The 23,599-nt window shown below is 46.7% G+C and carries 18 protein-coding genes; 8 read left to right on the top strand and 10 right to left on the bottom strand.

All coding sequences use genetic code 11. The annotated features are described in order from the left end of the window. Positions 1-302: 302 nt before the first annotated feature. Positions 303-1,412, top strand: coding sequence for a porin (locus NHN17_RS05935; protein ID WP_255041195.1), 1,110 nt, complete (start codon positions 303-305; stop codon positions 1,410-1,412). A gap of 212 nt (positions 1,413-1,624) precedes the next feature. Here the strand turns inward: NHN17_RS05935 and NHN17_RS05930 are convergent, their stop codons facing one another. Further along, entirely contained in the window at positions 1,625-2,995 is a 1,371-nt protein-coding gene (locus NHN17_RS05930; RefSeq protein WP_255041193.1) for an L-serine ammonia-lyase, read from the bottom strand. Positions 2,996-3,004: 9 nt separating this feature from the next. Next, complete coding sequence (locus tag NHN17_RS05925; RefSeq protein WP_255041192.1) at positions 3,005-4,564, bottom strand: sodium:solute symporter family transporter; 1,560 nt, start codon at positions 4,562-4,564, stop codon at positions 3,005-3,007. 355 nt (positions 4,565-4,919) lie between these two features. Between NHN17_RS05925 and NHN17_RS05920 the strand changes: the two genes are divergently transcribed. The 4 genes from NHN17_RS05920 (at position 4,920) to NHN17_RS05905 (ending at position 9,790) form a co-directional block, all read left to right on the top strand. Then, positions 4,920-6,206 (top strand): MFS transporter, encoded by a 1,287-nt coding sequence (locus tag NHN17_RS05920; RefSeq protein WP_255041191.1) that lies wholly within the window; start codon positions 4,920-4,922, stop codon positions 6,204-6,206. Positions 6,207-6,298: 92 nt separating this feature from the next. Beyond that, a complete protein-coding gene (locus tag NHN17_RS05915; RefSeq protein WP_255041190.1) occupies positions 6,299-7,315 on the top strand; it encodes a nuclear transport factor 2 family protein in 1,017 nt (338 codons plus the stop codon). Between the two features lie 163 nt (positions 7,316-7,478). Continuing rightward, positions 7,479-8,567 (top strand): porin, encoded by a 1,089-nt coding sequence (locus NHN17_RS05910; RefSeq protein ID WP_255041301.1) that lies wholly within the window; start codon positions 7,479-7,481, stop codon positions 8,565-8,567. A gap of 215 nt (positions 8,568-8,782) precedes the next feature. After that, positions 8,783-9,790: a LacI family DNA-binding transcriptional regulator gene (locus NHN17_RS05905; RefSeq protein WP_255041189.1), complete on the top strand. Its 1,008-nt coding sequence runs from the start codon at positions 8,783-8,785 to the stop codon at positions 9,788-9,790. Positions 9,791-10,066: 276 nt separating this feature from the next. On the opposite strand, the gene NHN17_RS05900 is transcribed toward NHN17_RS05905, so the two are convergent. Both NHN17_RS05900 and NHN17_RS05895 read right to left on the bottom strand, forming a co-directional pair. Then, positions 10,067-11,197: an HlyD family secretion protein gene (locus NHN17_RS05900; protein WP_255041188.1), complete on the bottom strand. Its 1,131-nt coding sequence runs from the start codon at positions 11,195-11,197 to the stop codon at positions 10,067-10,069. Then, entirely contained in the window at positions 11,197-11,580 is a 384-nt protein-coding gene (locus NHN17_RS05895) for a DUF3302 domain-containing protein (protein WP_255041187.1), read from the bottom strand. The genes NHN17_RS05900 and NHN17_RS05895 overlap by 1 nt, the downstream gene beginning before the upstream one ends. 306 nt (positions 11,581-11,886) lie before the next feature. Here NHN17_RS05895 and NHN17_RS05890 point away from each other — a divergent pair, with 306 nt between their 5' ends. Continuing rightward, complete coding sequence (locus NHN17_RS05890; RefSeq protein ID WP_255041186.1) at positions 11,887-13,206, top strand: tetratricopeptide repeat protein; 1,320 nt, start codon at positions 11,887-11,889, stop codon at positions 13,204-13,206. Positions 13,207-13,273: 67 nt separating this feature from the next. On the opposite strand, the gene yieH is transcribed toward NHN17_RS05890, so the two are convergent. After that, positions 13,274-13,942: a 6-phosphogluconate phosphatase gene (gene yieH / locus NHN17_RS05885; protein ID WP_255041185.1), complete on the bottom strand. Its 669-nt coding sequence runs from the start codon at positions 13,940-13,942 to the stop codon at positions 13,274-13,276. A gap of 326 nt (positions 13,943-14,268) precedes the next feature. On the opposite strand from yieH, the gene NHN17_RS05880 reads away from it, so the two are divergent. Next, on the top strand, positions 14,269-14,931 hold the full coding sequence (locus NHN17_RS05880; protein ID WP_255041184.1) for a CatB-related O-acetyltransferase: 663 nt from the start codon (positions 14,269-14,271) through the stop codon (positions 14,929-14,931). 373 nt (positions 14,932-15,304) lie between these two features. Here the strand turns inward: NHN17_RS05880 and NHN17_RS05875 are convergent, their stop codons facing one another. The 3 genes from NHN17_RS05875 to NHN17_RS05865 form a co-directional block, all read right to left on the bottom strand. Further along, complete coding sequence (locus NHN17_RS05875; RefSeq protein WP_255041183.1) at positions 15,305-16,756, bottom strand: sucrose-6-phosphate hydrolase; 1,452 nt, start codon at positions 16,754-16,756, stop codon at positions 15,305-15,307. Continuing rightward, positions 16,753-17,718: a fructokinase gene (gene cscK / locus NHN17_RS05870; protein WP_255041182.1), complete on the bottom strand. Its 966-nt coding sequence runs from the start codon at positions 17,716-17,718 to the stop codon at positions 16,753-16,755. Before cscK ends, NHN17_RS05875 begins: the two co-directional genes overlap by 4 nt. 195 nt (positions 17,719-17,913) lie before the next feature. Continuing rightward, positions 17,914-19,353, bottom strand: a complete 1,440-nt coding sequence (locus tag NHN17_RS05865; protein ID WP_107348968.1) for a sucrose-specific PTS transporter subunit IIBC — start codon at positions 19,351-19,353, stop codon at positions 17,914-17,916. Positions 19,354-19,588: 235 nt separating this feature from the next. Between NHN17_RS05865 and NHN17_RS05860 the strand changes: the two genes are divergently transcribed. Further along, positions 19,589-20,575 (top strand): LacI family DNA-binding transcriptional regulator, encoded by a 987-nt coding sequence (locus tag NHN17_RS05860; RefSeq protein ID WP_255041181.1) that lies wholly within the window; start codon positions 19,589-19,591, stop codon positions 20,573-20,575. A gap of 147 nt (positions 20,576-20,722) precedes the next feature. On the opposite strand, the gene NHN17_RS05855 is transcribed toward NHN17_RS05860, so the two are convergent. Continuing rightward, positions 20,723-22,096, bottom strand: a complete 1,374-nt coding sequence (locus NHN17_RS05855; protein ID WP_255041180.1) for a carbohydrate porin — start codon at positions 22,094-22,096, stop codon at positions 20,723-20,725. 475 nt (positions 22,097-22,571) lie between these two features. After that, positions 22,572-23,207 (bottom strand): helix-turn-helix transcriptional regulator, encoded by a 636-nt coding sequence (locus tag NHN17_RS25965; protein ID WP_255041179.1) that lies wholly within the window; start codon positions 23,205-23,207, stop codon positions 22,572-22,574. Positions 23,208-23,599: the final 392 nt, after the last annotated feature.

Below are 23,599 nucleotides of genomic sequence, written 5' to 3'. Positions count from 1 at the left end.
ACCATCATTAAAACAAGCGGCTTCTCTTTTGAGAAGCCGTTTTTTTATCGGAAAAACAAAGCCGACACAGTTGTTTTGACTGATTTTTAATCACTTGAACGAATGGGTTAAAAAATTTCTCGAGTATGCCTTTTCGATATAACCTTATGATTTAATAGGTATAAGCCGGGTCTGTGATGTAAAATAAGCGAAAACAACCCCATTTGTGTACTAGTTTACTATTACATTGTTGCGGTTGTTCTGATAGTTTGTGCTGGCAAACACGCATTATTGTCAAAACTATCACTAGAAGTACCTATTAAATGAAGCTGAAAATTTCCTCTGTAGTCATCTCTACCCTTTTACTCGCTGGTCAGGCATCGGCATTTACTCTTTATGAAGATGACCAAAACAAATTCGATGTGGGTGGCGTTTTCGTTCTTGATGCATTCCAACCTGTATGGGGTGAGGATGACATTTTCTCTGCCACCAGAAGTATTTTGAACATGGGCTTTGAGCGCCAACTTCAGCAAGGTTGGACGCTGGATGCAAAATTTGAGTGGGATCAGTTTCTGAATAACCCAACCTCGGGCAGCAGTAATTTCCGTAACCGCTTGGGTTATGTGAGCATCAATAACGAGGAGCTGGGCAGCTTGCGTTTCGGTAAGCAATGGTCTGCCTACCATGATGTTGCCCGCTACATGGATAACCTGATCATCATCGACCCGGATGCAACGCCTATCTACTCAGAGGGTACTGACGGTGGCTTTGCTGCGACTGGTCGTGGTGATAACTTGGTAGCTTACCGTTACAGCAATAACGGCGTGAACGTATCGGCGCACTACGGTTTTACCAGCAATGGTGAAACTGGCAGCTTTGAGGATGAAGACAAGCAAGTTCAAAGCGATACGGTTAAGCGTGACTACAACTATGCGCTATCGACCAGCTACGATTTTGACTCAGGTGTAAGCCTGGGTGTGGCTTACCTTGAAAACAAAGTTGAAGTGGCTAACGCTCAGAATGTGAATGGTCTTGAAGACGGTGACAAGCAAACCGCACTCACTGTCGGTGGTCAGTATGTTGCCGGTGGCCTGAAAGTGGCAGCTGTTTATACCCAAGGTGAAAACATTCACAAAGCCGGTCTACAGGGTGGCCCACGCACCGAGTGGGCAGATGCCAACGCCGTTGATGTGTACGCCCATTACGCGCTTGAATCTGGTTTACGTCCATATGCTTACGTCTCGCATGTCGACTTCGACGGTGAAGGCGATGTGACTGGCGACCGCCAAGTCTATGCTGTCGGCCTATCTTATGCCTTCACGCCGAAAACGGTACTGTCATTCGAAGCCAAGCGTAACGAGCTGAATGAGTTCCGCGGCGAGTCTAGCCGTACCGATAATGGCGGTGGCTTCAACTTCGCTTACGTATTCTAGTCTCGCTTCCAAGCATAGACGAGCATAGACGAGCAGATATAAGGCTGGCATTGGTGTCAGCCTTTTTTGTATTCATTGACCTAACTCAAGCTAATTTCATGTGTGGTACCAACCTGGATACGCCGTTGAACTATAGATTGCACAGGAAAAATTGTTGTTATCAAGGCAGAGGTTGCAGTAACGGCCGAGCCTTGAAAGCTCGGCCTGGGTGTTTATTCACATGGTGGTGCTAGATGGATCATTGCCAAGCCGCCTAAAGAGGTTTCGCGGTACTTCTTGTTCATGTCCTTACCGGTTTGGTACATGGTGTCGATGACCTTGTCGAGGGAGATGAGCGATTTGCTGTTGCGTTTGAGTGCCATGCGTGAGGCATTGATGGCTTTCATCGCGCCCATCGCATTGCGTTCGATACATGGGATCTGAACCAAGCCACCGATCGGGTCACAGGTCATTCCTAGGGAGTGCTCCATGGCAATTTCTGCCGCCATGCAGATCTGTTCGTTGCTGCCACCGCGGATCGCTGTTAACCCTGCAGCCGCCATCGAGGACGATACACCGATTTCGCCCTGACAGCCCACTTCTGCACCCGAGATAGATGCATTCATTTTGTAGAGCATGCCTATGGCCGCAGAGACAGCTAAGAAGTCCTTGATTTGCTTATCGTTTAGCTCTTGGATGAACTTGTTGTAGTACATCAGTACGGCAGGGATCACCCCCGCAGCCCCATTGGTGGGTGAGGTGACGACTTGGCCGCCAGCTGCGTTTTCCTCGCTGACGGCAAAGGCGAACAGGTTTACCCAATCCAATATCACCATCGGATCGTTTTCGATCTCTTGGTTGGACTCTAGCTTTTTCAGCAGGGCCGGCGCGCGGCGCACCACATGTAGGCCCCCTTCCAGGACTCCCTCAGTTTCAAAACCACGGGCCATACAACTCGACATCACCTGCCAGATTTGAGCTGCTTTGGCATCCAGTTCATCTTGGCTGCGGAAGGCTAGTTCATTACGCAAGAACATCGCCCCGATGCTGATGCCTTCGCGCTCAGTAAGCGCGAGAATATCTTCCGCGGACTTAAACGTGTAGGGAACGGTCACTTCGTTGGTGGCTTTGCCGTTTTGCAACTCGTTGGCGGTTGCAATAAAACCGCCACCAATAGAATAATAGGTCTCGATGAAAAGTTGCTTACCGGCCTGGTTGAAGGCGGTAATGGTCATGCCGTTTTCGTGCAAGGGTAAGTTACTGCTGTGGAACAGCATGTCAGTATCGACATCAAAACTGATGGTTTTTTTACCCGCAAACTGCAAAGTCTTGTTCGTCACTCCTTCAGCCATCGCCTTGTTGGCCGCTTGTATATCAATCGCATCAGGCTTGTTGTTCATCAAGCCTAAGATTGATGCACGGTCAGTGTGGTGTCCTTTGCCTGTTAGTGACAACGAACCGTATAAATCCACTTGCACCCGTGCCACATCGTCTAACATGGCATCGACTTTCTGGCAGAAATCGAAACCAGCCAGCATGGGTCCGTTGGTGTGGGAGCTGGATGGGCCTACACCCACTTTGTAGATATCGAAAATAGATAGCATGATCGTTCCTTAAAATAATACTTTTGCCAGTAAACTTGGCAAAAAGAAGCATGTCAGCACTGTAAAAGCTGCGAATACTAAAAGCATATACTGGCTGGTCGTTGGTGCATGGTAGAGGCTTTTTTGTTGTTCGAAAAAGGCAAGTTGGCTTGCCGTTGTTTGTCCTATCAGTCGGCTGACAATTAACCCTGTCGCGATAAATACCACGGTGCCTGCTGGGGCATACCAAGGCCAAGCCACTCCAGCGGATTGGCACAGTAAGATAGCCAATATACTGGCGATACTGGCTGCGATGATGCCTGCTTCGTTAGAAGATCGTGAGAAGATCCCTAACAAGAAAGATCCGAGACGGATGCCAACAAAGATGGATGTCAGGCTCGCGATACTTTTGAGTACACTTTCATTGGAAATTGCCAACATGGCTGGGATCACAACAAGCATGGCGCAACTCAGACTCAGGCGTCGTGCCACTTTTTCATAGTGGATATTGTCTTTATCCGGCTTGATAAAGCGCTTATAAATATCGAAAGTAGCGACTGTTGCCATTGAGTTGTAGGAGGAGTCTAGGGTCGACATTGCAGCGGCAGAAAGCGCAGCCATGATTAATCCTACTATCAATGGGTGAGTATGATTGAAGACAAAGTCCAAGATCACGTCGTTGCTATTTTCAAAAGGTTGTCCTTGATAGAACACAAACAACAGCACACCCATCAAGCTGAAAAATAGGTAAACGAAAAAGGCACCATAACCACAGACAAGCATCGACTTCTGTGCGGTTTCTACCGAGCGGGTCGCAAGTGTACGTTGAATAATCAGCTGGTTAGAACCATATACACTCAAATGGAGAAAGCTCACTGCGATAAGGCCAGCCATTAACGTGGTGTCATCACCAAAGCTGGTGGATAAGTTTGCCATTGACAGTTTGGCTGCTACGGCACTGGATAGTTCTGGGAGCGCACCCAAATCAGGCAGACTCATGACCAGTGTTACAAAAATCGCCACACAACCCGCAAGTAAGAAACCGGATTGCATAACATCAGTCCAGATCACTGTTGAAATCCCGCCCGCATAGGTATAAAGCGCCGTAAACAGGCTGATATAAATGATTGCTTCTTCAACGCTTATTGGCAGGATCCTAACCAGGATAAGCGAAACGGCGTACAAGATAATACCAGAAGTAATACACTGAACTACTATAAAAACCAATGAGTTAATTGTTCTTGTTATGACGCCGAAGCGGTGCTCGAGGTATTCGTAGATAGAGGTTAACCCCAGCTTGTAGAAAATGGGGATAAAGAACACCACGCTAAAGAAAATAACGATGGGGTAATTGAGGTGGATAGCAATTGCCTGCATGCCATCACTGTATACCCAGCCCGGCATTCCGACAAAAGTCATGGCACTAATATAGGTGGCTAGAATTGAAACCCCTACTGTTAACCAGCCAAACTGTTTCCCACCCGTCGAAAAATCGCCTCTATTGGATGTTTTTTTGTTTACTAAGTAGCTAATAAATATAGTAAATACCAGGTATATCAGCACGACAAGAATTCTTGAGTACGCAACCATAATGGGTTTGCCTTGTTGTTTCTATGGGCGTTGCCCGAATAATTATCGCGATGGATAGTACATAAAATCACCTTGATGTGGGACTTCATTGGTATGTTTGCGTGATCGTGATCAATGTTGACAGGGTTTTTAGTGTTATCTGTATAAAAAACATACTGAGTGTGATCGATGTCCCATGAAATCCTTTTTTGGGTACGCATTCATGTAAAATTGATTTGTATCACGGTTTTTACCCTGCATGGCTGTGTAATATCTGCCACCAGAAAGCGGAAGGGGGGATAGACCCTCTACACAGCTTCGGTCACCCAATTGTTTAACAAGGGTGATACAAATAAATTTAGAGGATTATTCGCTCATGACAAGCAAGAAACACATGAACGAAGTTCCAATGGTGCAACGCGCAGCTGCCTATTTGGCGATTTTGGTTGGTTACGTGTTTTACTGTTACAACTTCGTGGTTATAGATTACGTCCGTCCCTACATCGTCGACGCCTATGACAGTATCACCCTTGCACATACTGCCCAGTTCTATACTTGGCAATCACTTGGTGCCCTGATTGGCGCCCTAAGTTGTGCTTGGTTCGCAAGCCAGTTCGGCAAGAAAAACGTACTGATCACAATTACTGCGATCAATGGTGCTGCGACAATCCTTAACATGAGTTTTACCAGCTATGAAGGCTGGGCGGCAATGCGTTTCATTGTTGGTATCGCACTGGGTGGTTATTTCACGGTTGCGGTTTCATTGATGATTGGTCTATTCACTGACTCTGTTCGCGGTAAATTGACGGCATTTGCTTCATCTATGTTCTCTGTGGCTGTCATGGCAATGGGTGCGTATGCAGCTTACCTAGCAAGCATTGATGCTGCATGGGAAAATATGATGATTGTTGGTGGTGTTCCACCACTAGTTGCTGCTGTTGTTATGTTCTTTGTTCTACCAAGTGACAAAAAAGTGATTGCGTTTGGTGAAGAAGTACAGCAAGACGCAAATGGTAAGGATATTGAGGCGAAGAAAGGATCATGGGGCGAGATGTTCCGCGGTACTAATCTACGCATCACATTAACGTGTCTTCTGCTTTCTGGCATGAACTTTTACGGCTTCCAATTCTTCAATGGTTTCGTAACAACGTACCTAAAAGAAGTACGCATGTTCGATGGTCAAACCATGGGCGTTATCTTCTCAATCTCAGCATTTGGTAGCCTATTAGGTGCGTGGGTTTGGGGTGCAGTTGCCGATAAGTGGGGCCGTAAGGTGAATGCATTCGGCTTCATCCTTGCCGGTATCATGGCGTCAATCTTCTTTATCGCACCATCTGACGCTACTTTCATGGGGCTAAACATGCTAGCGATCCTTGGCCTTGTTTATAACTTTGGTCTTGCATCAAGTGCGGTTTGGGGTGGTTACTTCTCAGAATTGTTCCCAGCACACCTTCGTAGTTTCGGCGCTGCTCTGTTCCACGGTGGCCGTCTGATTGGTATGTGGGCACCCATGGTGTTGGTATTCATCCAAGAGCGTTCAGACCTACAAACAGCAATGTGGGGCTCGCCAATCGTATGGATCTTAGCGGGTCTACTATGGCTATCTCTACCAGAAACGCTTAAAAGCGGCGTGTTCTCAAAGAAAGATAAAGCAACAGCTTAACGAAATTTTGGGCTTCGCCGAAGCGAAGCCTACAACCATTATCAACGACAGACTGTGCTCTGTTGAGATTAAATAAAGACAGGATTTGCATTATGAGCAAGTATCAAGAAGCGAAACACGTTGTACGTAACTACTTCGACGCAATGGAAAACGCAACTCACGAAAACGTTGCTGAAGTACTAAAAGCACATACATCTGAAGGTTACCTATGGCGTGGCGTTTACCCATTCCGCGAGCAAGAAGGCGCACAAGCAGCCGCTGACGTTTTCTGGTCTCCACTAATGAAGTCAATGACTCGCATGCAGCGTCGTCAAGATATCTTTATCGGCGGTGAAAACGAAGTAACGCCAGGCGAAACGTGGGTTATGAGCATGGGTCACTTCATGGGTCTACTAGACGCTGAATTCCTAGGCATGCGTCCTACTGGTAAGATCATGAACGTTCGCTACGCAGAATTTAACTGTGTTGTTGATGGCAAGATCACTAAGACCGGTCTTTTCCTTGACCTTCTAGGCATGATGGATCAAGCGGGTTGTTACCCACTACCTCCTTCAACGGGCAAGCACTTCGTTTACCCTGGCCCACGTAACCACGACGGTCTACTGTTTGAAGATGCTGCGCCAGAAGAAGGTGTTGCGACTCTGGCTCTTGTTAACAAGATGGTTGATGATCTATCTGCACTTAACGACAGCGGCGCGATGGGTTGCCCACCAGAAGTACTGGCTAAGAGCTGGTCAAAAGACATGATCTGGTACGGCCCATGTGGTATCGGTGCATCATACACTATCCCTCGTTACCAGCAGCAGCACCAACTGCCGTTCCGTAACAACCTAAAAGACAAGAAGTTTAACGGCCACGTTTGTCGTTTCGCTGAAGGTAACTTCTCTTGTTTCTTCGGCTGGCCAAACCTTTCAAACACACCAACTGGTGGTTTCCTAGGTATGACTGGTGGCGAAGTGCGTGCAGACATGCAAGTGGTTGACGTTTACTACCGTGACGGCGACAAACTGTCCGAGAACTGGGTTCTTATCGACCTTCCATACTGGCTGAAGCAGCAGGGTTTGGATGTATTTGAGCGTACTCAGCAAATTTTGAACCCAGCACTGTAATTCGCAAGCTCCACATTTTCCTCTTGTGAAAGATAGCACGCCTGTGCGATGTCGGGCGTCCCTTTGGGGCGCCCTTTTTTACGATTAAAAAAACAATATTTATCAATTTGTCAGGATGTCAGCCTGAGGGTTGCTGACGCCTGATTTTGAGGCAAGTAGTATGATGAATAAAACAAAACTATCTCTGATTATAATGGCTGCACTGACTTCAGGTTCTGCGGTCGCTGCTCATACCTTCTTTAACGACAGCGGCGATAGCCTGACTATCGATGGTCGCTTTGAAGCGCGCTACCAAGATAACGGTGGTGATTCCGAGCCCGTTTGGAACAGTGGTAGTTCGCGCTTTGGCCTTAAAGGCGTTAAGCAGCTAGATAATGATTGGCAGGGCTTTGGCCATGCTGAATGGGGTTACAACTCCGGCTCCAACGGTAGTGACATTTATGACCGCCTACTTTATGCCGGTGTCGAGCACGACAAATACGGCAAAATTGCCGCAGGTACCAAGCAGTGGTCAACGTTCTACGATGTAGCTTGGTTCACCGATATGGGCCGCACCTACGGAACCCGAGGATCAAACGTTTACAACCTCTCAGATTTGGGGATTAGCAGTGGTACTGGCCGTGCTGCAAACTCTCTGACTTACCGCAATAATCTTGGTGATCTGAAATATGGCTTCACCTATCAGACAACACGCACCGATGTAGGCCTCGCTGGCGATTCGACGGCGACCTTGAAGAATGGCATCGGCGCATCGGTACTTTACCCAATCGCTGCGGGCCTAACTGTGGGAGCTGCTTACCACCAGAACGAAATTACCGATATTAACGGTGTTATTGATCACTTCAGCACACAAAACGGTGACACAGCCCGCATCGGTCTTGTTGGCCTGAATTACAGCTCGGCGAATTACTTCTTGGGAATGACTTTCCACACCGCAGATAGCTGGGAAGTTGTTGGTAAAGATACCAGTGCAGAATTCTTCGACTCACGCGGTGGTGAGCTTTATACCCATTACCATTTCAATAATGGCTTTCGTGCTACGTTCAATGCTAACTATATGACCGAAACGGATGGGCGTGCACAGGGCTATGAGCGTAAAACCTTCACCCCGGGTGTGGAATACCACTTTACTAAGAATACTTTCCTACTTTGGGCGGAGTACCAGTTCGATGAAGGTAAAGATAAATGGAACGGTGCAGAGTTTGTTAACACCGATGACAAGCTTTCTGCTGGTATTCGTTACTACTTTTAATCACTAAGGTGTAAGTAGTCGAACAGAAAAGAAATTAACGATAAAGCCGTTATCAGTCCGGACGCTGGTAGCGGCTTTTGTTATGTCGATGATGACAATTTACGATATGGTAAAATGAGGCATTTCTGTTTTTCCTTATAGCTAGATAAAATTGCATGCGCATTCAAAGGGTTGTTTGATATAATTATTCCAATAGTTTCAACCGAATCCCTAATATGTCTGTTAAAAAACAACCAGTTACCGCTAGTGATGTTGCAAGGCTTGCTGGTGTATCCCAGTCGACGGTGTCTCGCGTATTCATTGATGGGAGTTCAGTTTCCGCCACAGCCCGTGAAAAGGTGTTTGCGGCAGCCAAAGAGCTTAACTATCGCCCAAATGCATTTGCTCGTAGTTTGACAACCAATGAATCGAGATTGATTGGCTTGGTTTTCCCTGACTCCGATTATCCTATTCATATGGAAACCTTGCAGCTGCTCAGTAAAGAGTTACAGAAAAACGGCTATTCAGCAGTATTGATCCCTTGGGAGCTTGATGACCAGCAGCAACACTCGATCCCGAATATTTTCCAATACCGTGTTGATGGTGTGATGGCTGCCTCTGCACAGTTCAATACTGCTCTGTATGAGGAATGTCGTGATTTTAATATCCCGATTGTTCAATTTGCGCGTATTGAAGAGGGAACAAAGTGTAGTTCAGCGATCAGTGACAACTACAGTGCGGGGAAAATAGCCGCGCGTACGCTGGTACAGCGTGGTGCTGAACAGCTCGCATACTTGACCGGTAATATTCCTGCTTATACCAATACCGAACGCCTTGAGGGATTCACCGAGGAGCTTCAGTCTTTGACTGGCCAAACGCCAAGGGATATTCAGACCAGTTATGTGTATGAAGAGGCGCTCGATGGTATTCGGGCTGTGTTAGCTGAAGATCATCATCCTGATGCTTTTTTCTGTTCGACAGACACTTTAGCCATTGCCCTGATGGATATTGCTCGCAGTGAATTTGGTTTGTCGATCCCTGAAGATATCCAAGTCATTGGGTTTGATGATATTCCCCAAGCCAGCTGGCTGGGATACCAGCTCTCAACGTTTAAACAGGATTTTAATCGCTTGGCCAAAGAGGCGGTGAAGTTATTGCTTAATCAAGTTCAGTCAGAAGACCGTGCGTTAGTGAAGTTGATGATCCCGGTGGAGTTGGTCGAGCGTAATACCCTGAGAAAATGATGGCGCTGTATTGACTGAATAAAGTCAATAATGCATATCGATCGAATAACAGTGTCGATTTCCTCCCAAAAGAACCCATCGCAGTAATGCTTATGAGTGAAAAACGGTTTGCTGCGATTGGTCATATAAAAGCAAACAAATTGTTCGCTAAGGTTCTCATTGGTTGGGTGGCCTTAGAGTCAAGGCCACACCACCTTAGTGTCTTTCTTTACAAGTTATTGTAATTTAGTACCTTATTCTTATTTATTGTGATTTTTTCAGATCAATGATCAATGATCAATGATCAAGGAACAGGTAGTTCTGCCAGCTTTTCATTCGGATCAGTACTTTACGCATAACCGAGACATGTTCGAAGCTGTCTGAGTAAACCGCAATTTCGACATTTGCCCCCTGTGGCAGGTGATACTCAGTCAGATCATCGGTGATTTTCAGTTTAACCAATGGACGGCCTTGGCGTAGCAGCTGATCGCTGCCATAAAGAACACCTGAGGCTTGAACTTGGCTTTCTCCAATAGCCGGTAATACCTCGATCACTTCACCCTGGAACGTCTTGCCAGGCAGGGCACGAAAGATAAAGTCGGCCTTAAACCCAGGGCGTAGCCTGAGCAGCGAATTTTGCCTGAAGGCACCGATAAAAAACTGCTCTTCCTGGTGGATAAAAGTCATCACCGGTTTTAGTGGCAAGGGAACAGCCATCATGCCGGGGCGCAACGTTACTTGAGTGACATAGCCAGCCGTCGGAGCGTGGACCACGGTTTCTTCCAAGTTGAATTGGGCTTGGATCAGCTGGGCGCGGACCTTAGCTATTGCTGTATTTTCTCCCATGATTTGCGATTCGTAGGTTAGCTTGGCGCGTTGTTCTTCCGCCCGTGCAGCTGAAAGAGAAGCCTCGGCACTGCGGTAGAATTGGCGGCGGTTATCGACTTCCGATTTGGTAAACGCACCGCGCTTAAACCCCTGTTCATAGCGCTGGTATTGGCTAAGAGTCCGATCACGTTCGGCTATCGCCCGCTCGGTACTGGCTTTGGCTGCGTGGTATGCCGCTTCAAGGCCCAGAACATTTTGCTTTGCTTCGGCAAGGGCGGCCAACTGCAGTTGGACCTCAGCTTCGTACAGGGTGGGATCAATACGGAAAAGTACATCACCTTTTTTGACTGGGGTATTGGCCTTAACAGGTACCTCTATCACCTTGCCCCTCACGCCTGAAACAATGGGCGTTGTTACATAAAATTGCCCGCCCATATTGCTATGCGGATGGTTGTAGTTCATCAGCAATATCAAGGTACCAATCAGAATAATGCCGCCGAGCACTGCGGTAGGTACGGTCCACTTGTTGAGTGGGATATTGAAGATTTTAAAAACGGCAATACACAGCGCGGCATAGGTCAGAATGAGTAATAGATCCATTAGTGCTCACCTCCCTGCTGGGTGTCTGTCGAGTTATCTTTTCTGGCCTGTATCACTTCCAATTCTGCAACTTTACCGGTGAGGTGCTCGACTTGCTCTGACAGCTTCAGTATTTCATGGTGCAACTCGTTCTGCTCGTTTTGGATTTTGGTAAATCCCCAGCCGCGATCTTCGCGCCAAAGCGTGGCCCAAATCCACAGAAACGGCCAAATGGCATGTAAGGTAAATAGACTCACCCAGCCAGCATAGTGAATTGCATCTTGATGGGGGTGGTTACGTTTTACTGAAATTTCATAGGGGATATCGTGAATGGCGATGATCCCGTAGAACAGGAATACCGCGACAAAGCATAAAACGCCTAAGGCAAAATAGTCGAGAAACATCCTTGCTCCTTATCCTTACTGGCAATGATTCTGTGGAGGCTACCAAGATCCAGTAACCACTAACAAATTTAGCACTGATTTACTTTTATGCTTGTTTTTGTTGGCTTTATTTCGAATTCAAACAAGCTGAATAGAGAGGATTTGTCATATACTTATGGGGAATCTCCCCTCCAGTTTTTGATCTGTTGGTCGATATAAGTAATCAAAGAGAAAAAGACCGCTGCTTTTGGGAAAGAGGGAGTGGTCTCAGCGAATGCGGTAGATGTTCGGTATTATATAAATATAAATTCGAAGTGTAGAGGGGATATGCCTTATCTAATGGTTGTGACAGGCCTTTCAGCAGGCTTACTGGCGTGGATCCTATACCGTGTTTTTGCCTCCCAGGGCAAACAGCAACAGCTTTTGCTTGAAAAGCGGCAGAAAGAAGCTCGATATCAGCAAGTGCTGGAAAAAGCGAAAATTGCCGAGCGTGAAGAAAAGATTTTCAAGGCGCAGACCGGTCACGTATCGAGTCAGTTGTCTTTAGCCAAGGAATATGAACTGACCAATGTGCGAGAAGCCATTAACTGGTATGACAAAGCGGCCAAACTCGACAATATCATTGCCCAGAATGCATTGGCTCGCTTGTGTCGGGCCGATATTGACGATCCTGAAGGTGAAGCCAAATCGCGATACTGGGAGCAGGTAGTCAAAGCGAAGTGCGGCGAATCGAAAGAGTTATTTGAACTTGGACTGCTACTGATCCGTGGTCAGGGAACTGACATCGATGTCGAAGCGGGTTTGGAAATGGTACAGGAGGCTGCAGACAAAGAGCTGATAGCCGCGATGCTGTTTCTTGGTGATTGGTACCTGTCTGAGTTTGCCCAGCCACATCAGCCTCTGGAGGCATTTTTGTGGCGCTTTCGAGCGGCAAAGCAAGGGGATATCAATGGCTTTATGAAAACCGCTTTTTGTTATCAGGTGGGTATTGGTGTGAGTAAGGACTGTCACCGAGCCATGTATTGGCTTGAGCGGGCGGCCGAAAGAGGGGACGGTGAGGCCCAGATGCTGGTGGCCAAGATGCATAATCGCACCACTATGACCGATGCCACTATCGCCTATATTTGGTATTCCTTGGCATATGTGAATGGTTATAAGCAGGCCAAAGAAGCACGAGATGAAGTCGTTCAGCTCCTTGATATAGATACTATTCTCGGGGTTCAGAATGTGGCAAACAAAGTCTATAAGATGCTTAAGCAAGACGAGGACTTAGCCCCTCATTCGGTGATGTATTTGCTCGATAAGCTCTATGGCAGGGAGGGCTACCGGCCAACAGAAGAAAACCTCGAAACGTTGGCGTTGGGCGATCTAGCCAGTGAAATGTCAACACTGCAACCCGTTGACAATATCGGCTCCGCTGAGATTGTACAGAATGGATATAAAGGTGAGGAGGGTTGGTCTGAAACTGATATGCGAGCAGCTAAGGGGGGACTGACGACACATGATTTGCAGGCCAGCACAGCAACGTCGTTCAGCGCGGCTAACTCCGAAAGCCAAACATCAATGTCGGGCTACCAGCAACAGCCGTGGCAGGCGTCGTGGGATAGCTTGCTGTCAGGAAACGATGATAATCAAGGAAAGTCCTAACGGATGAACGCTGATAGAAGAGGCCCGGTTGAGTTGGTTCATAGCAACTCAACCGGGCCTTTTCTCGTTATTGGGCACGAATATAATCAAGCAGCTGCGGCATTTTGGTCAGAGTGATCACCCTTGGGTCAGTGATTTCTGGCGCATGAGGGGCGGCGTAATGGAACGTCGGGATCCCTGCATTGAGCCCAGCCTGAACGCCACGCGCAGTGTCATCGACAAATACGCAGTCTTGCAGTCGGTAGCCCATATTCATGGCGGCAAAGTGCAGCAAGTCCGGATCCGGTTTCCAGCTGCTGGCTTCAAAGCCGCTGAAGAGCTTACCGTCAAAATAGTGCAGCATGTTGGTCAGGCCGAGGGTATGTTCCATTTTATGGACCGGACCGTTGGACGCAATACACATATCAATGCCAAGTTGGGTCAGCTCTTGGAGCAAGTTGGGAACACCGTCTATAGGTATTAAATGCTCGTTGAATAGCTTACGGCATTCTTCCCGGTACATAGGCTCCAGGGTATCGATAGATACTGTAACCCCTGTACGTCGTCGGGTTTCGGCGAGAATATCGACAATCTTACCTCCTTGGAAATGCTCAATACACTCGTCGAGGCTAAGCTCTCCGCCAAGCCGGGAAAAGATGTTCACTAATGCTTGGTTGCACAGCCGCTCGCTGTCTACCAAGGTGCCGTCGCAATCGAAGATAACGCAACGGGTGTGATAGGGCTGAACCTTATTCATATTCTCATCCTGTATATCTCGCTGCATTGATTGTTAATCCAGCCCAGCGCATTCGACAATACAGAGATTGGTATTTTGCTAGCTGTATCGCCAACTGGTAATAAAATGATAAGAATAATTTGATTCAGCACGCATTGAATGCCAGTTGAATACTGGCCTTATCATGTTTGGACAGCAGAAGCCGGTAGCCGTTTATCCTGTTATAAGCTTGGCTGCAGTGATTTGTTCAACCTTTATCAGACGTTGGCATTTATGGATGTGGTTATCGTCACTATACTTGTTGGCATAACGAGTAATAAAGCAGTGCGCATTTATAAGGGGTGGCTATGACTTCATCCATATTTCCTTCATGGCTTGGCGGTTATGAAGTCAGGGAACATGTAAAGAATCCAAACATTACAGTCGGAGAACATACGTATTACTCCGGCTATTACCATGACAAACATTTTGAGGATCATTGTGTTCGGTATTTGCTGGGCGACCACTCGAGCCGGGCGGTTTGGGAGTCAGGGATCTTCGGCGAGGTCGACCAGCTTATTATCGGCAAGTACTGCTCGATAGCATCCGGGGCGACTTTTATGTTGGCTGGGAATCAGGGCCATCGGCATGATTGGATTTCATCGTTTCCTTTTGATGTCAGTAAATTCGGCGGCAAGGTTAAATCGGGCTTCGAACGCGCTGGCGATACGGTGATTGGCAACGATGTCTGGGTCGGCAGTGAGTGTGTCATTATGCCCGGCATTACCATCGGTGATGGGGCGGTGATCGGTGCGCGGGCTGTTGTTACCAAAGATGTTGAACCTTATGCCGTGATCGTCGGCAATCCCGGCCAGAAAGTCAAAAAGCGTTTTAGCGATCCGCATATTGCGATGCTGCTAGAAATGAAATGGTGGGACTGGCCGATGAAACGCTTGCAGGAGAACATGGACGTGATGTGCAGCAACGATATCGAGGCCTTGTTCGAGCGTTACCAGCGCTTTGAGGTGTAATACCATCACCTGTAGACTGGCAGATCTAGGCCGTCCATTTTTGGGGCGGCCTTGTTGTTTCTAAGCTTGATTTGTGACAATCAGCTAGACGCCCCCCCTGGACTATCTGCACAAGTCATTGGATGAGCATCCTAACTTCTCTTGTAAACTCGTTATCAAGTATGAAAATGTAATGATAGTCACTTACTCATCAATCAACTACATGACGTGTCAGCTGCCCCCTTTCAGGCTGACACGAAACGTCCTGTGTATACGGAGGTTGCCTCACTTATCCCGACTGTAACCTGTGGTTTTAAGGGGTATCCAGAAAATCAGCTGTAAACTCTCCATGAGTCACTATTGCAGGATGTAAGTATGAGAGCTGATGGTAATCTTAATTATCAAGCCCTTTAATTGGCCCTATCGAGTGATAAACGGTTTTCACGTCGCCAGTAATGGACAACAAGTTCAAATCGTCAATGAAGAAGCGGCTGGTCATTGTATGTTTACCGCCATTAATGAAGATTTCGATCACCGACTTATCGACATAAACTTCGATGGTTTGCTTGGTGCTCAACCTCGGCGCTTTTCTCACACAGCCAAACTTTTCCGCGTAGAGTTGAGACATCTTGCTGCGATCAAGAATGAACTCCGTCGCCGTGGCACTGAACACGATGTTATCACCCGCAGCATTAGCTAGCGTTAACTCAAACTCGTCCGTTTTCGTATCCGTTTCGAGCTGGACCATGAAGCTCGTCGTATCCAATTCGAAAGCATTCTCAACCGCAACCGCTTCTCCTTGTAGCGCTTTAAGCTCAGATAGTGGAGACTGAATGAGATAGCCATCTTGAATTTTCAACTCGCGAGGTAAAGACAGCATACCTGCCCATTGATGCTCGACAGATGGAGTATCAATATCAGGAAGACCTACCCAAGCAATCATTATCCGACGACCTGAATCATCCAAGTAAGTCTGAGGTGCGTAAAAATCAAAGCCGTAATCTGGCTGCGTGATGTCTTGATGGTTTTCTAATTCCGCTGAATCTAGATTTAGGCGATCGCCGACAAGATAAGCCACAGAATAGATGTTTTTGAAATCGTATGGGTTATCGCTAGACACACCTTGCGGAGAAAACAGCATCACCGATTGGTTGCCTATTTCAAAGAAATCTGGGCATTCCCACATATAGCCAAGGTTGTTGTAACGAGTTTGAATTGGGCCCTTGTGCTGCCAATTCATCAGGTCACGGCTGCGATACAACGCCATAGAACCTGTCTTTTCAGGCGTTTGAGCCCCAACAACCATTAGGTAATCGTCACCCTGCTTCCACACTTTTGGATCGCGGAAATGCTCTGTGTAGTGATTGTTTTCGATAACCACGCCGTGCTTTTCTATCTTGCCGTCGGCAAACATCTTGGCAAAACATTGAGTAGGGACTCGCAGCCAATTTTCATCGCGTTTGTTACCGGTAAAGAACAGCAACGCATTATCGTTTTCAACCAATGCTCCACCAGAATAAACACCGTGAGAATCGTAATCTTGGTCTGGGTGTAAGCCAATGCCGTGGTCTTCGAAATGAACGAAGTCTTTGGTAGAAAGGTGGTACCAATACTTCATACCATGGACAGGGCCAACTGGCGTCCATTGGTAAAATAGGTGGTGTTCACCATTAAAGAAACACAAGCCATTCGGATCATTGAGCAGGCCAAACTTAGGCGCAATATGGTAGTCAGGGTATCCAGCGTCTTGTTTGCGAAGCTTTACCATCGCATCAATGCTGTTTTGAGAAATCTGCTCTACACGACGATATCTTTGTTCTACTGTCCAGTTTGAATTCAAACTCATACATTCCCCTCAGTGTTCGTCACACTTGAGGAATCTTGTTCAGGAGCAATAAACTGAGCAAGCGTATCTTGCGTTGGAAGTGCGGTCATCGCGCCTTTTTGCGTTGTTGCTAATGCACCACAACCATTCGCCCATTGGATGGCAGAGTCGACAACTTGATGGTTGTTCCACTCTTCATGTTGAGAAAGTTTTGCAAGCAAGCCACCAACAAAAGCATCGCCAGCCCCTGTGGTATCAACTGGCGTCACTGAACGACCTGAAATCAACACTCCTTGGTTTTCAAATACTCGCCAAACGCCTTTCGCACCCTGCGTTACCAGAACAAGCGTATTGTTAAGATCAGCAATATGAGCCAAACCTTGTTCCATCGAAGTAGAATCGGTTAAGAAATCCAACTCTTCTTCTGAGAATTTGACCACATCTGCCAACTTAACCGCTTTCATGACCACAGACTTGATTTCAGAAGGGTCTTGCCACACTTCATCGCGTAGATTTGGATCGAAGCTGATGTAACCGCCCGCGGCTTTCATGCGTCGGATAGCTTCAAAGGTACTGCTTCGGCTTGGTTCATTAGCCAAAGAGATTGAGCAGACGTGTAACCATTCGTTCTTCTTAAATTCGGGAATGTCTTCAACAGACATAAACTGGTCGGCACTTGGCTTAACCATGAACGTAAAGCTACGCTCGCCTTGGTCATCAAGATCAACCACCACAGTTGATGTGCGTTGTTCAGGGTCCTTCACCAAACGCTCGGTATTCACACCTTCCTTTTGCAGAGTCACTTCCATAAAAGTGCCAAACGGGTCGTTACCCACTCGGCCGAAAAATGCGCTTTTGCCTAAAAGGCGAGAAATCGCTACCGCGACATTGGCAGGCGCACCGCCCGGACATTTCAATAATGTCGCGTCAGTCTCCGGAATGAGGTCGACGACAGCGTCTCCAGTTACCCAAACTTGATTCATCTTTCTTACCTTAAAACTGAAAATCATGACAACCGAAAGCGATGGCAATCGAAAGCAGTAGCAACCGAAAGCAAGGTGACACTTCACGCTGTCATATAAAAATATAAAAAGGCTAGCTAAGCCAAATCACCTAGCTAGCACCCCAAAGCTTAGGAAATGAAGTGAAAAGGGGGGCTTCACTTCTAGGGAGAAACGTTAAGCTGTTGCTTTAATATTTTGCTTGCTGCGCTCACGCAGACCTAAAACAACGGTCAGAGCAAAGGCAGTCACGAACGCGATAATCATACCTACCACGTAGTAGCCAATTTTTTCTGGTGATATTGAGATGATGCCCGGAATACCCGCTGCACCCAGCGCTTGTGCTTTCACATTGAACATGGTGATAAATGCACTTGATACAGCAGCTGCACAAACCGCGGCAATGAATGGGTAGCGAAGCTTCAAGTTCACACCGAACATTGCAGGCTCAGTAATACCAAGCAGACCTGTCACACCAGAAGGAATCGCAATACTCTTCATTTTTGTATCACGAGTCATGAAACCAACAGCCAGTGCCGCCGCGCCTTGTGAAACGTTAGACATCGCCGCGATAGGGAAGATGAACGTACCACCCGTCGTTGCGATATCCGCAAGCAACTGAGTTTCGATAGCGATAAAGCTATGGTGCATACCTGTGATAACGAACGGCGCATAAATCAAACCAAACACCGCACCACCAATGAAGCCAGCACTGTTGTATAGCCAGTTCAGGCCATCACCCAGTAGAAAGCCGATATCACGTGTAAATGGACCCACAACCGTGAATGTCAGTAGACCAGTCACGAAGATAGCCAGTAGCGGTGTTAGCAAGTTATCCAGAACAGAAGGTACCACTTTACGCAGGCCAAGCTCGACTTTCGCTAGAATAAACGCAGAAACGAGAACTGGCAGTACTGAACCTTGGTAACCCACTTTCTCGATTTCGAAGCCTAGAATGTTCCAAACTGGAATGCTGCCCGACACCGATGCGCCACCGAAGCCCCAACCGTTAAGAAGATCTGGGTGAACCATCAACATACCTAAAGCCGCGCCAAGGTATGGGTTACCACCAAACTTCTTACTCGCTGAAAATGCTAATAAAATAGGTAAGTAAACAAAAGGTGCATTAGCAAATGTGTTGATCATGTTTGCTAAGTCGGTCAACCCCGGATTAGCGTCGATTAAAGATTTGCCATCAATGAACAAGCCTTGAGCTGTCAATAGGTTGTAGATACCCATTAACAGACCACCAGCAACAATCGCAGGAATGATTGGGACAAAAATATCAGACAGGCCTTTCACTGCTCGTTGCACGATATTTTGATTGTCAGCACCCGCAGACGCCACATCGTTAGTTGACATTTCCGTCATTTCGGTCAGCTTAGCCAGCTCTGCATAAACTTGGTTAACGATGCCTGAACCAAAGATGATCTGATATTGCCCCGCCACTTTAAACTGGCCCTTAACCCCTTCTAGGTTATCAATCGCCTGTTCATCAATTTTATCTTGGTCTGCAACCGCAAGACGCAGACGAGTCGCACAGTGTGCGAGTGCGGTGATATTACTTTTACCACCTAATAGAGAGAGCAGCTCTTTTGCTATTTTTGGATAATTCATTACATACCCCATTGGATTATCATTCGAGTTTTTGAATTTTCGGGAACGTTTGCAAAACAAATTTTTGCCTAGAAATAACAAATGATCAAAGATAACTGCTCAATACTGTGAGAATGATCTTCAAATTATCTCCCTAGGATAAGAAGACAGGGTTAAAATCTCCTGATAAGCAGACAAATTTGATGGTCTGTTTGCAAACAATCCCAAAACTAAAATTACAAATGGATAATGAATAATGGCTAGTCTTCATGATGTCGCTCGTCTCGCTGGAGTTTCCAAATCGACGGTCTCAAGAGTAATCAACGATGAGTATGGCGTAAAAGATGCGACCAAGGTGAAGGTGCGTAAAGCGGTAGAAGAGTGTGGCTATCTCCCAAATCAAGTTGCTAAAGACTTAAAGTCTCAGAAAACTAACCTTGTTGGGGTGATTGTTCCTAGGGTTTCTTCCCACGCCACATCTCAAGGGGTCGACGGTTTAACCGCAGTTTTAGAGCAAGCGGGCAAGCATGTTCTATTGGCGAGCACGCACCAAACACACCACAAAGAACTCGAATATATTCAGATATTTAAACAGAAGCGTGTTGAAGGCATCATCCTGTACGCGACCCACCTCGACAACAAATTAGTCAAAGCGATTCAAAGCTCTGCAGTGCCCGTAGTGTTGGTTGGTCAAGATGGTTCGATGTTTAACATCCCAAGCATTGTGCACGACGACACCCGTGTTGGATTTGAAGCTGGCAACCGCCTCATCTCGAAGGGTTGTCAGCATATGGGGTTCATCGGTGTACAAGGCGATGATATCGCGGTTGATAAGATGAGATCGGAAGGCTTCGCTCAATCGCTTCAATCTAACGATCTCACAATGCAATTTCACGCCCGTGGTGACTTCACCATAGATTCAGGCTACAAGCTGGCTAAGCAGTCTCTCAAAGATCACACTCAGCTCGACGGCCTGTTTTGTGCAACTGACCGTATCGCAATAGGTGCGATCAGAGCCATTCAGGAAGCAGGGCTTGTTCCTGGAAAAGATGTATTAGTTCTAGGTGTAGGTGACGATGAGCTTGCTTCAGTTTGCACGCCAACGCTTTCTACGTTTAACTATGCGTTTGATAAAGCGGGTGAAAATGGAGCCAAGTTACTACTTGAGCGTATTGATAAAAAAGGCTTTGAAATGAGTAAGATGGTGCTGACCTTCACCACCATTGAGCGAGAGTCTTGCTAGCGAGTTATACCAACCTACACTTTAGACATTAAGTCGTTTCAAGATACAAAAATGCCAACCTTCGAGTTGAAACGATAAGGTTGGCATTTAATGATGCGAACATCACATCATGATTAAAACTCTTTATCTAAACGATATATCAGGTAATTAGAACCAAGTTTCCATCTGCAGTGCAAATAGAACCTCGCCGCCCTCTCCCATCGTTGCTGCATCTGCTTCAGTGCTGATCGAGTAACCATTTAGGTCTTCACTCCAGTCCACATAACTCACAGCGAAACGCAGTTCTGGTCGATCAAAAAAGCCGTTACTGGTTGAAAGCTTTAGTGTTGGCGCAACTGTGGCTTTATAGAAACCACCGCTCGCTTGCTCTGTCGAGTTGTCCAAATCCATGTACTGTAATGAACCTTCGTAAACCATCTCAAAGTTCTCAGTGAATTCTTGAGCTAATCGAACGTTCAAAGAAGCCCATGTAAACTCGTCATTCTTCTTCAGACGGTCTTGGCTATGCTCTGCCATCAATGCAGGTGCTAAACGCCAGTTGTCGCCAATGCGAGTCACACCGTAGCTAAACAGACGAACAGCTTTTGCGTCATCCAGTAGATCACCATTTGAACCGATGCCTTTTAGCTCCGCACCTAGGCCGCTACCGACTAGCATACCCGTTTTAGAGAAGCCTTCGCTCAAACCAAAGAAGTTGTCTCCATGGTACGCAAACATAGCGTGTACACCACTTTCAGCAGCACCATTTAGGCGGTTATCGTTGTCAGCTGACGTCATGCCACTCAACATCACTTGCCATGGGCCAATGCGGTTATTCATGGTTGCAATGTAATTTTCTACATCTGTCGATGAGCTATCAATCTCACCAAAATCTCGGCCATAAATAGAGAAATTCGCTTTCCAGTTGTCGCTCATCTGAACGTCGTAAACGCCTGCGCCAGTACCTGATAAGAAGACAATATCCGAATCGAAAAAGTGAATATCAAAATTGTCGCGATCGAATCGTTTACCCGCCCAAAACGTTGCTTCAGAAAACGCTTCAGATTCAGAGAACATGCTCAGACGGTTCAGTTCTGAATATACTTGTCGTACATTTAACTGGCTTTCGCTGGCAGTCCACTCGTTATTTGTCTCAGTACTGTCGGCTAACATGATACGAAACAAGGCACTAGAACCATCATCTGCAAAGCGCTTATGAATCAAGTTCGCTTCAACGTAATGATCATCTTCAACACCAAGTCGTCCAACTGGCGCACCAATGGCACCTGCAGCCGTCATATAAGGTCCTGTGCCTGTCGCGCCGTTGAGGTCGTCGTTGATCAATAACCCAGAGCGTGCATAGCCGTGAAATTCAAACGAAGAAGCCTTTTCATTTGCTTCGGTAGAAATCTGCTCTGTTTGTACAACTCTTTGTTCTAATGCATTAATACGTTGCTCTAATGCTGCAACGTCTTCACTTGCTAAAACCGATGTAGTCATTAGCCCCATTGTTACAGCAACCGCTAAAGTGTGTAGTTTCATTCTTATGTTCTCACATTAATTGTTTTGGTTTTTTGCAAACGTTCCCAAAATAATTCGTAAGCGTACTTCGGCTTATGCTTTTGATGTACAAGCTCTATATCGAAGAAGAAATAGAAACCAGTTGTGTTGGTTACTTCACTTTTTGTATCTGGGTGGATGATAGATCGATTTTTTCGGGAACGTTACCTAAAATGCATGTTTCTGATAACTTTGTCACAAGTGAAATTGATTGATGAGCGAAAAATAATGTATCGCGCACATTGATAGCTTTAGGAGGGGGTCGATAAACTTGTGTGCATGCTGCGCAAAACGTGACAAGCAGCATGATAACGATCCACCTTAACTGATGAATGACTCTATTATCGAAAGTGAAGTCAGTTTTGTTCAACCTCATAAATGACGATTTAATGGTAAAAGTAAAGGTTTATGGCACTAGAAGGCAATCCCTGAGTATATCAATTGGCCTACCACCGGATCATAGGAAATGTGTTGGGCTGTAGCCGGTCCAACTTTTGAATGCCCGGGAAAAGCTACTGAGATCAGCAAACCCGAGTCGGAAGGCGATATCGGTCAGATTGATATTGGGTTGGCTTAGTAGCAGTAGGGCCTTTTCCAGCTTGTATTGCTCCAGTACTTGCCGATAGCAAGAGCCCAGAGTCGAAAGGCGACGATTGAGGGTTCGCACACTCATTAGCATCTCTGCTGCGATTTTTTCCCGCGAGACGGTCTGCAGGTTCACTTCGTTATCCAGCAGCTTATAAATACACAGGATGATATCGTGGTGTGCCAGCTTGCTGACTGCCTGGCGCAGAAGGGGAACGGCAGCTGAATATATATCGGGATCCCTGCCTTTTAGTTTTATTGCCTCAACATCGTTGGGAAAACTGATAGTGATGATTGGTGAGCCTATTTCGATTTTACATCGCATCATTTTCTCGAATCGCTGCTGTTGCTGTTGCTGTAGGCTGAATGGCCACCGGCCGATTTTCAATATCAGGTTATCTATGCCGCCGGATACTTGCTGGATCATCTCGATTAAAGTGGCGATATACATCATAAAGCCAAGATCAGACACCTTTAACTTGTCGTTGTAGGGATCATGGTTGATCACCCACAGCTCGCTGTTCCCATGCGGCGTTATATGGCGCTTTAGTCGAATGGGGGAACCAATCAAGATGCAGTATTGGCAGGCGTCCTGAATAAAAGTGTTGAGATTGTTGGCTGTCCACAAAGCCAGCGAAAAGCAACTGAAGGTCAGCGGTGAGACATGCTTGGCGGCAAAAGCGGGTAATAGTGGCTCCCCACTGTCTTGACACAGCAGCTTGAACTTGGCACTGAACGTACGTAGATCGGTTGGACGTATGTGAATTTGCTCACCCCATTTACTTTCCGGAAAGTAATCTTCAGGTTTGAGGCTAAATTGAATCGCTATGTTCCCTTAAGTTGTTGCTACACTTAAAGTAGGCAGCAACTGGAGGGAATTTTTATGCTCCAAGCTCACTT

The sequence above is a fragment of the Photobacterium pectinilyticum genome (genome assembly GCF_024357955.1).
Lineage (GTDB): Bacteria > Pseudomonadota > Gammaproteobacteria > Enterobacterales > Vibrionaceae > Photobacterium > Photobacterium pectinilyticum.
Note: the sequence above shows the minus strand (reverse complement) of the source record. Positions and strands in the feature narration are given on the sequence as shown.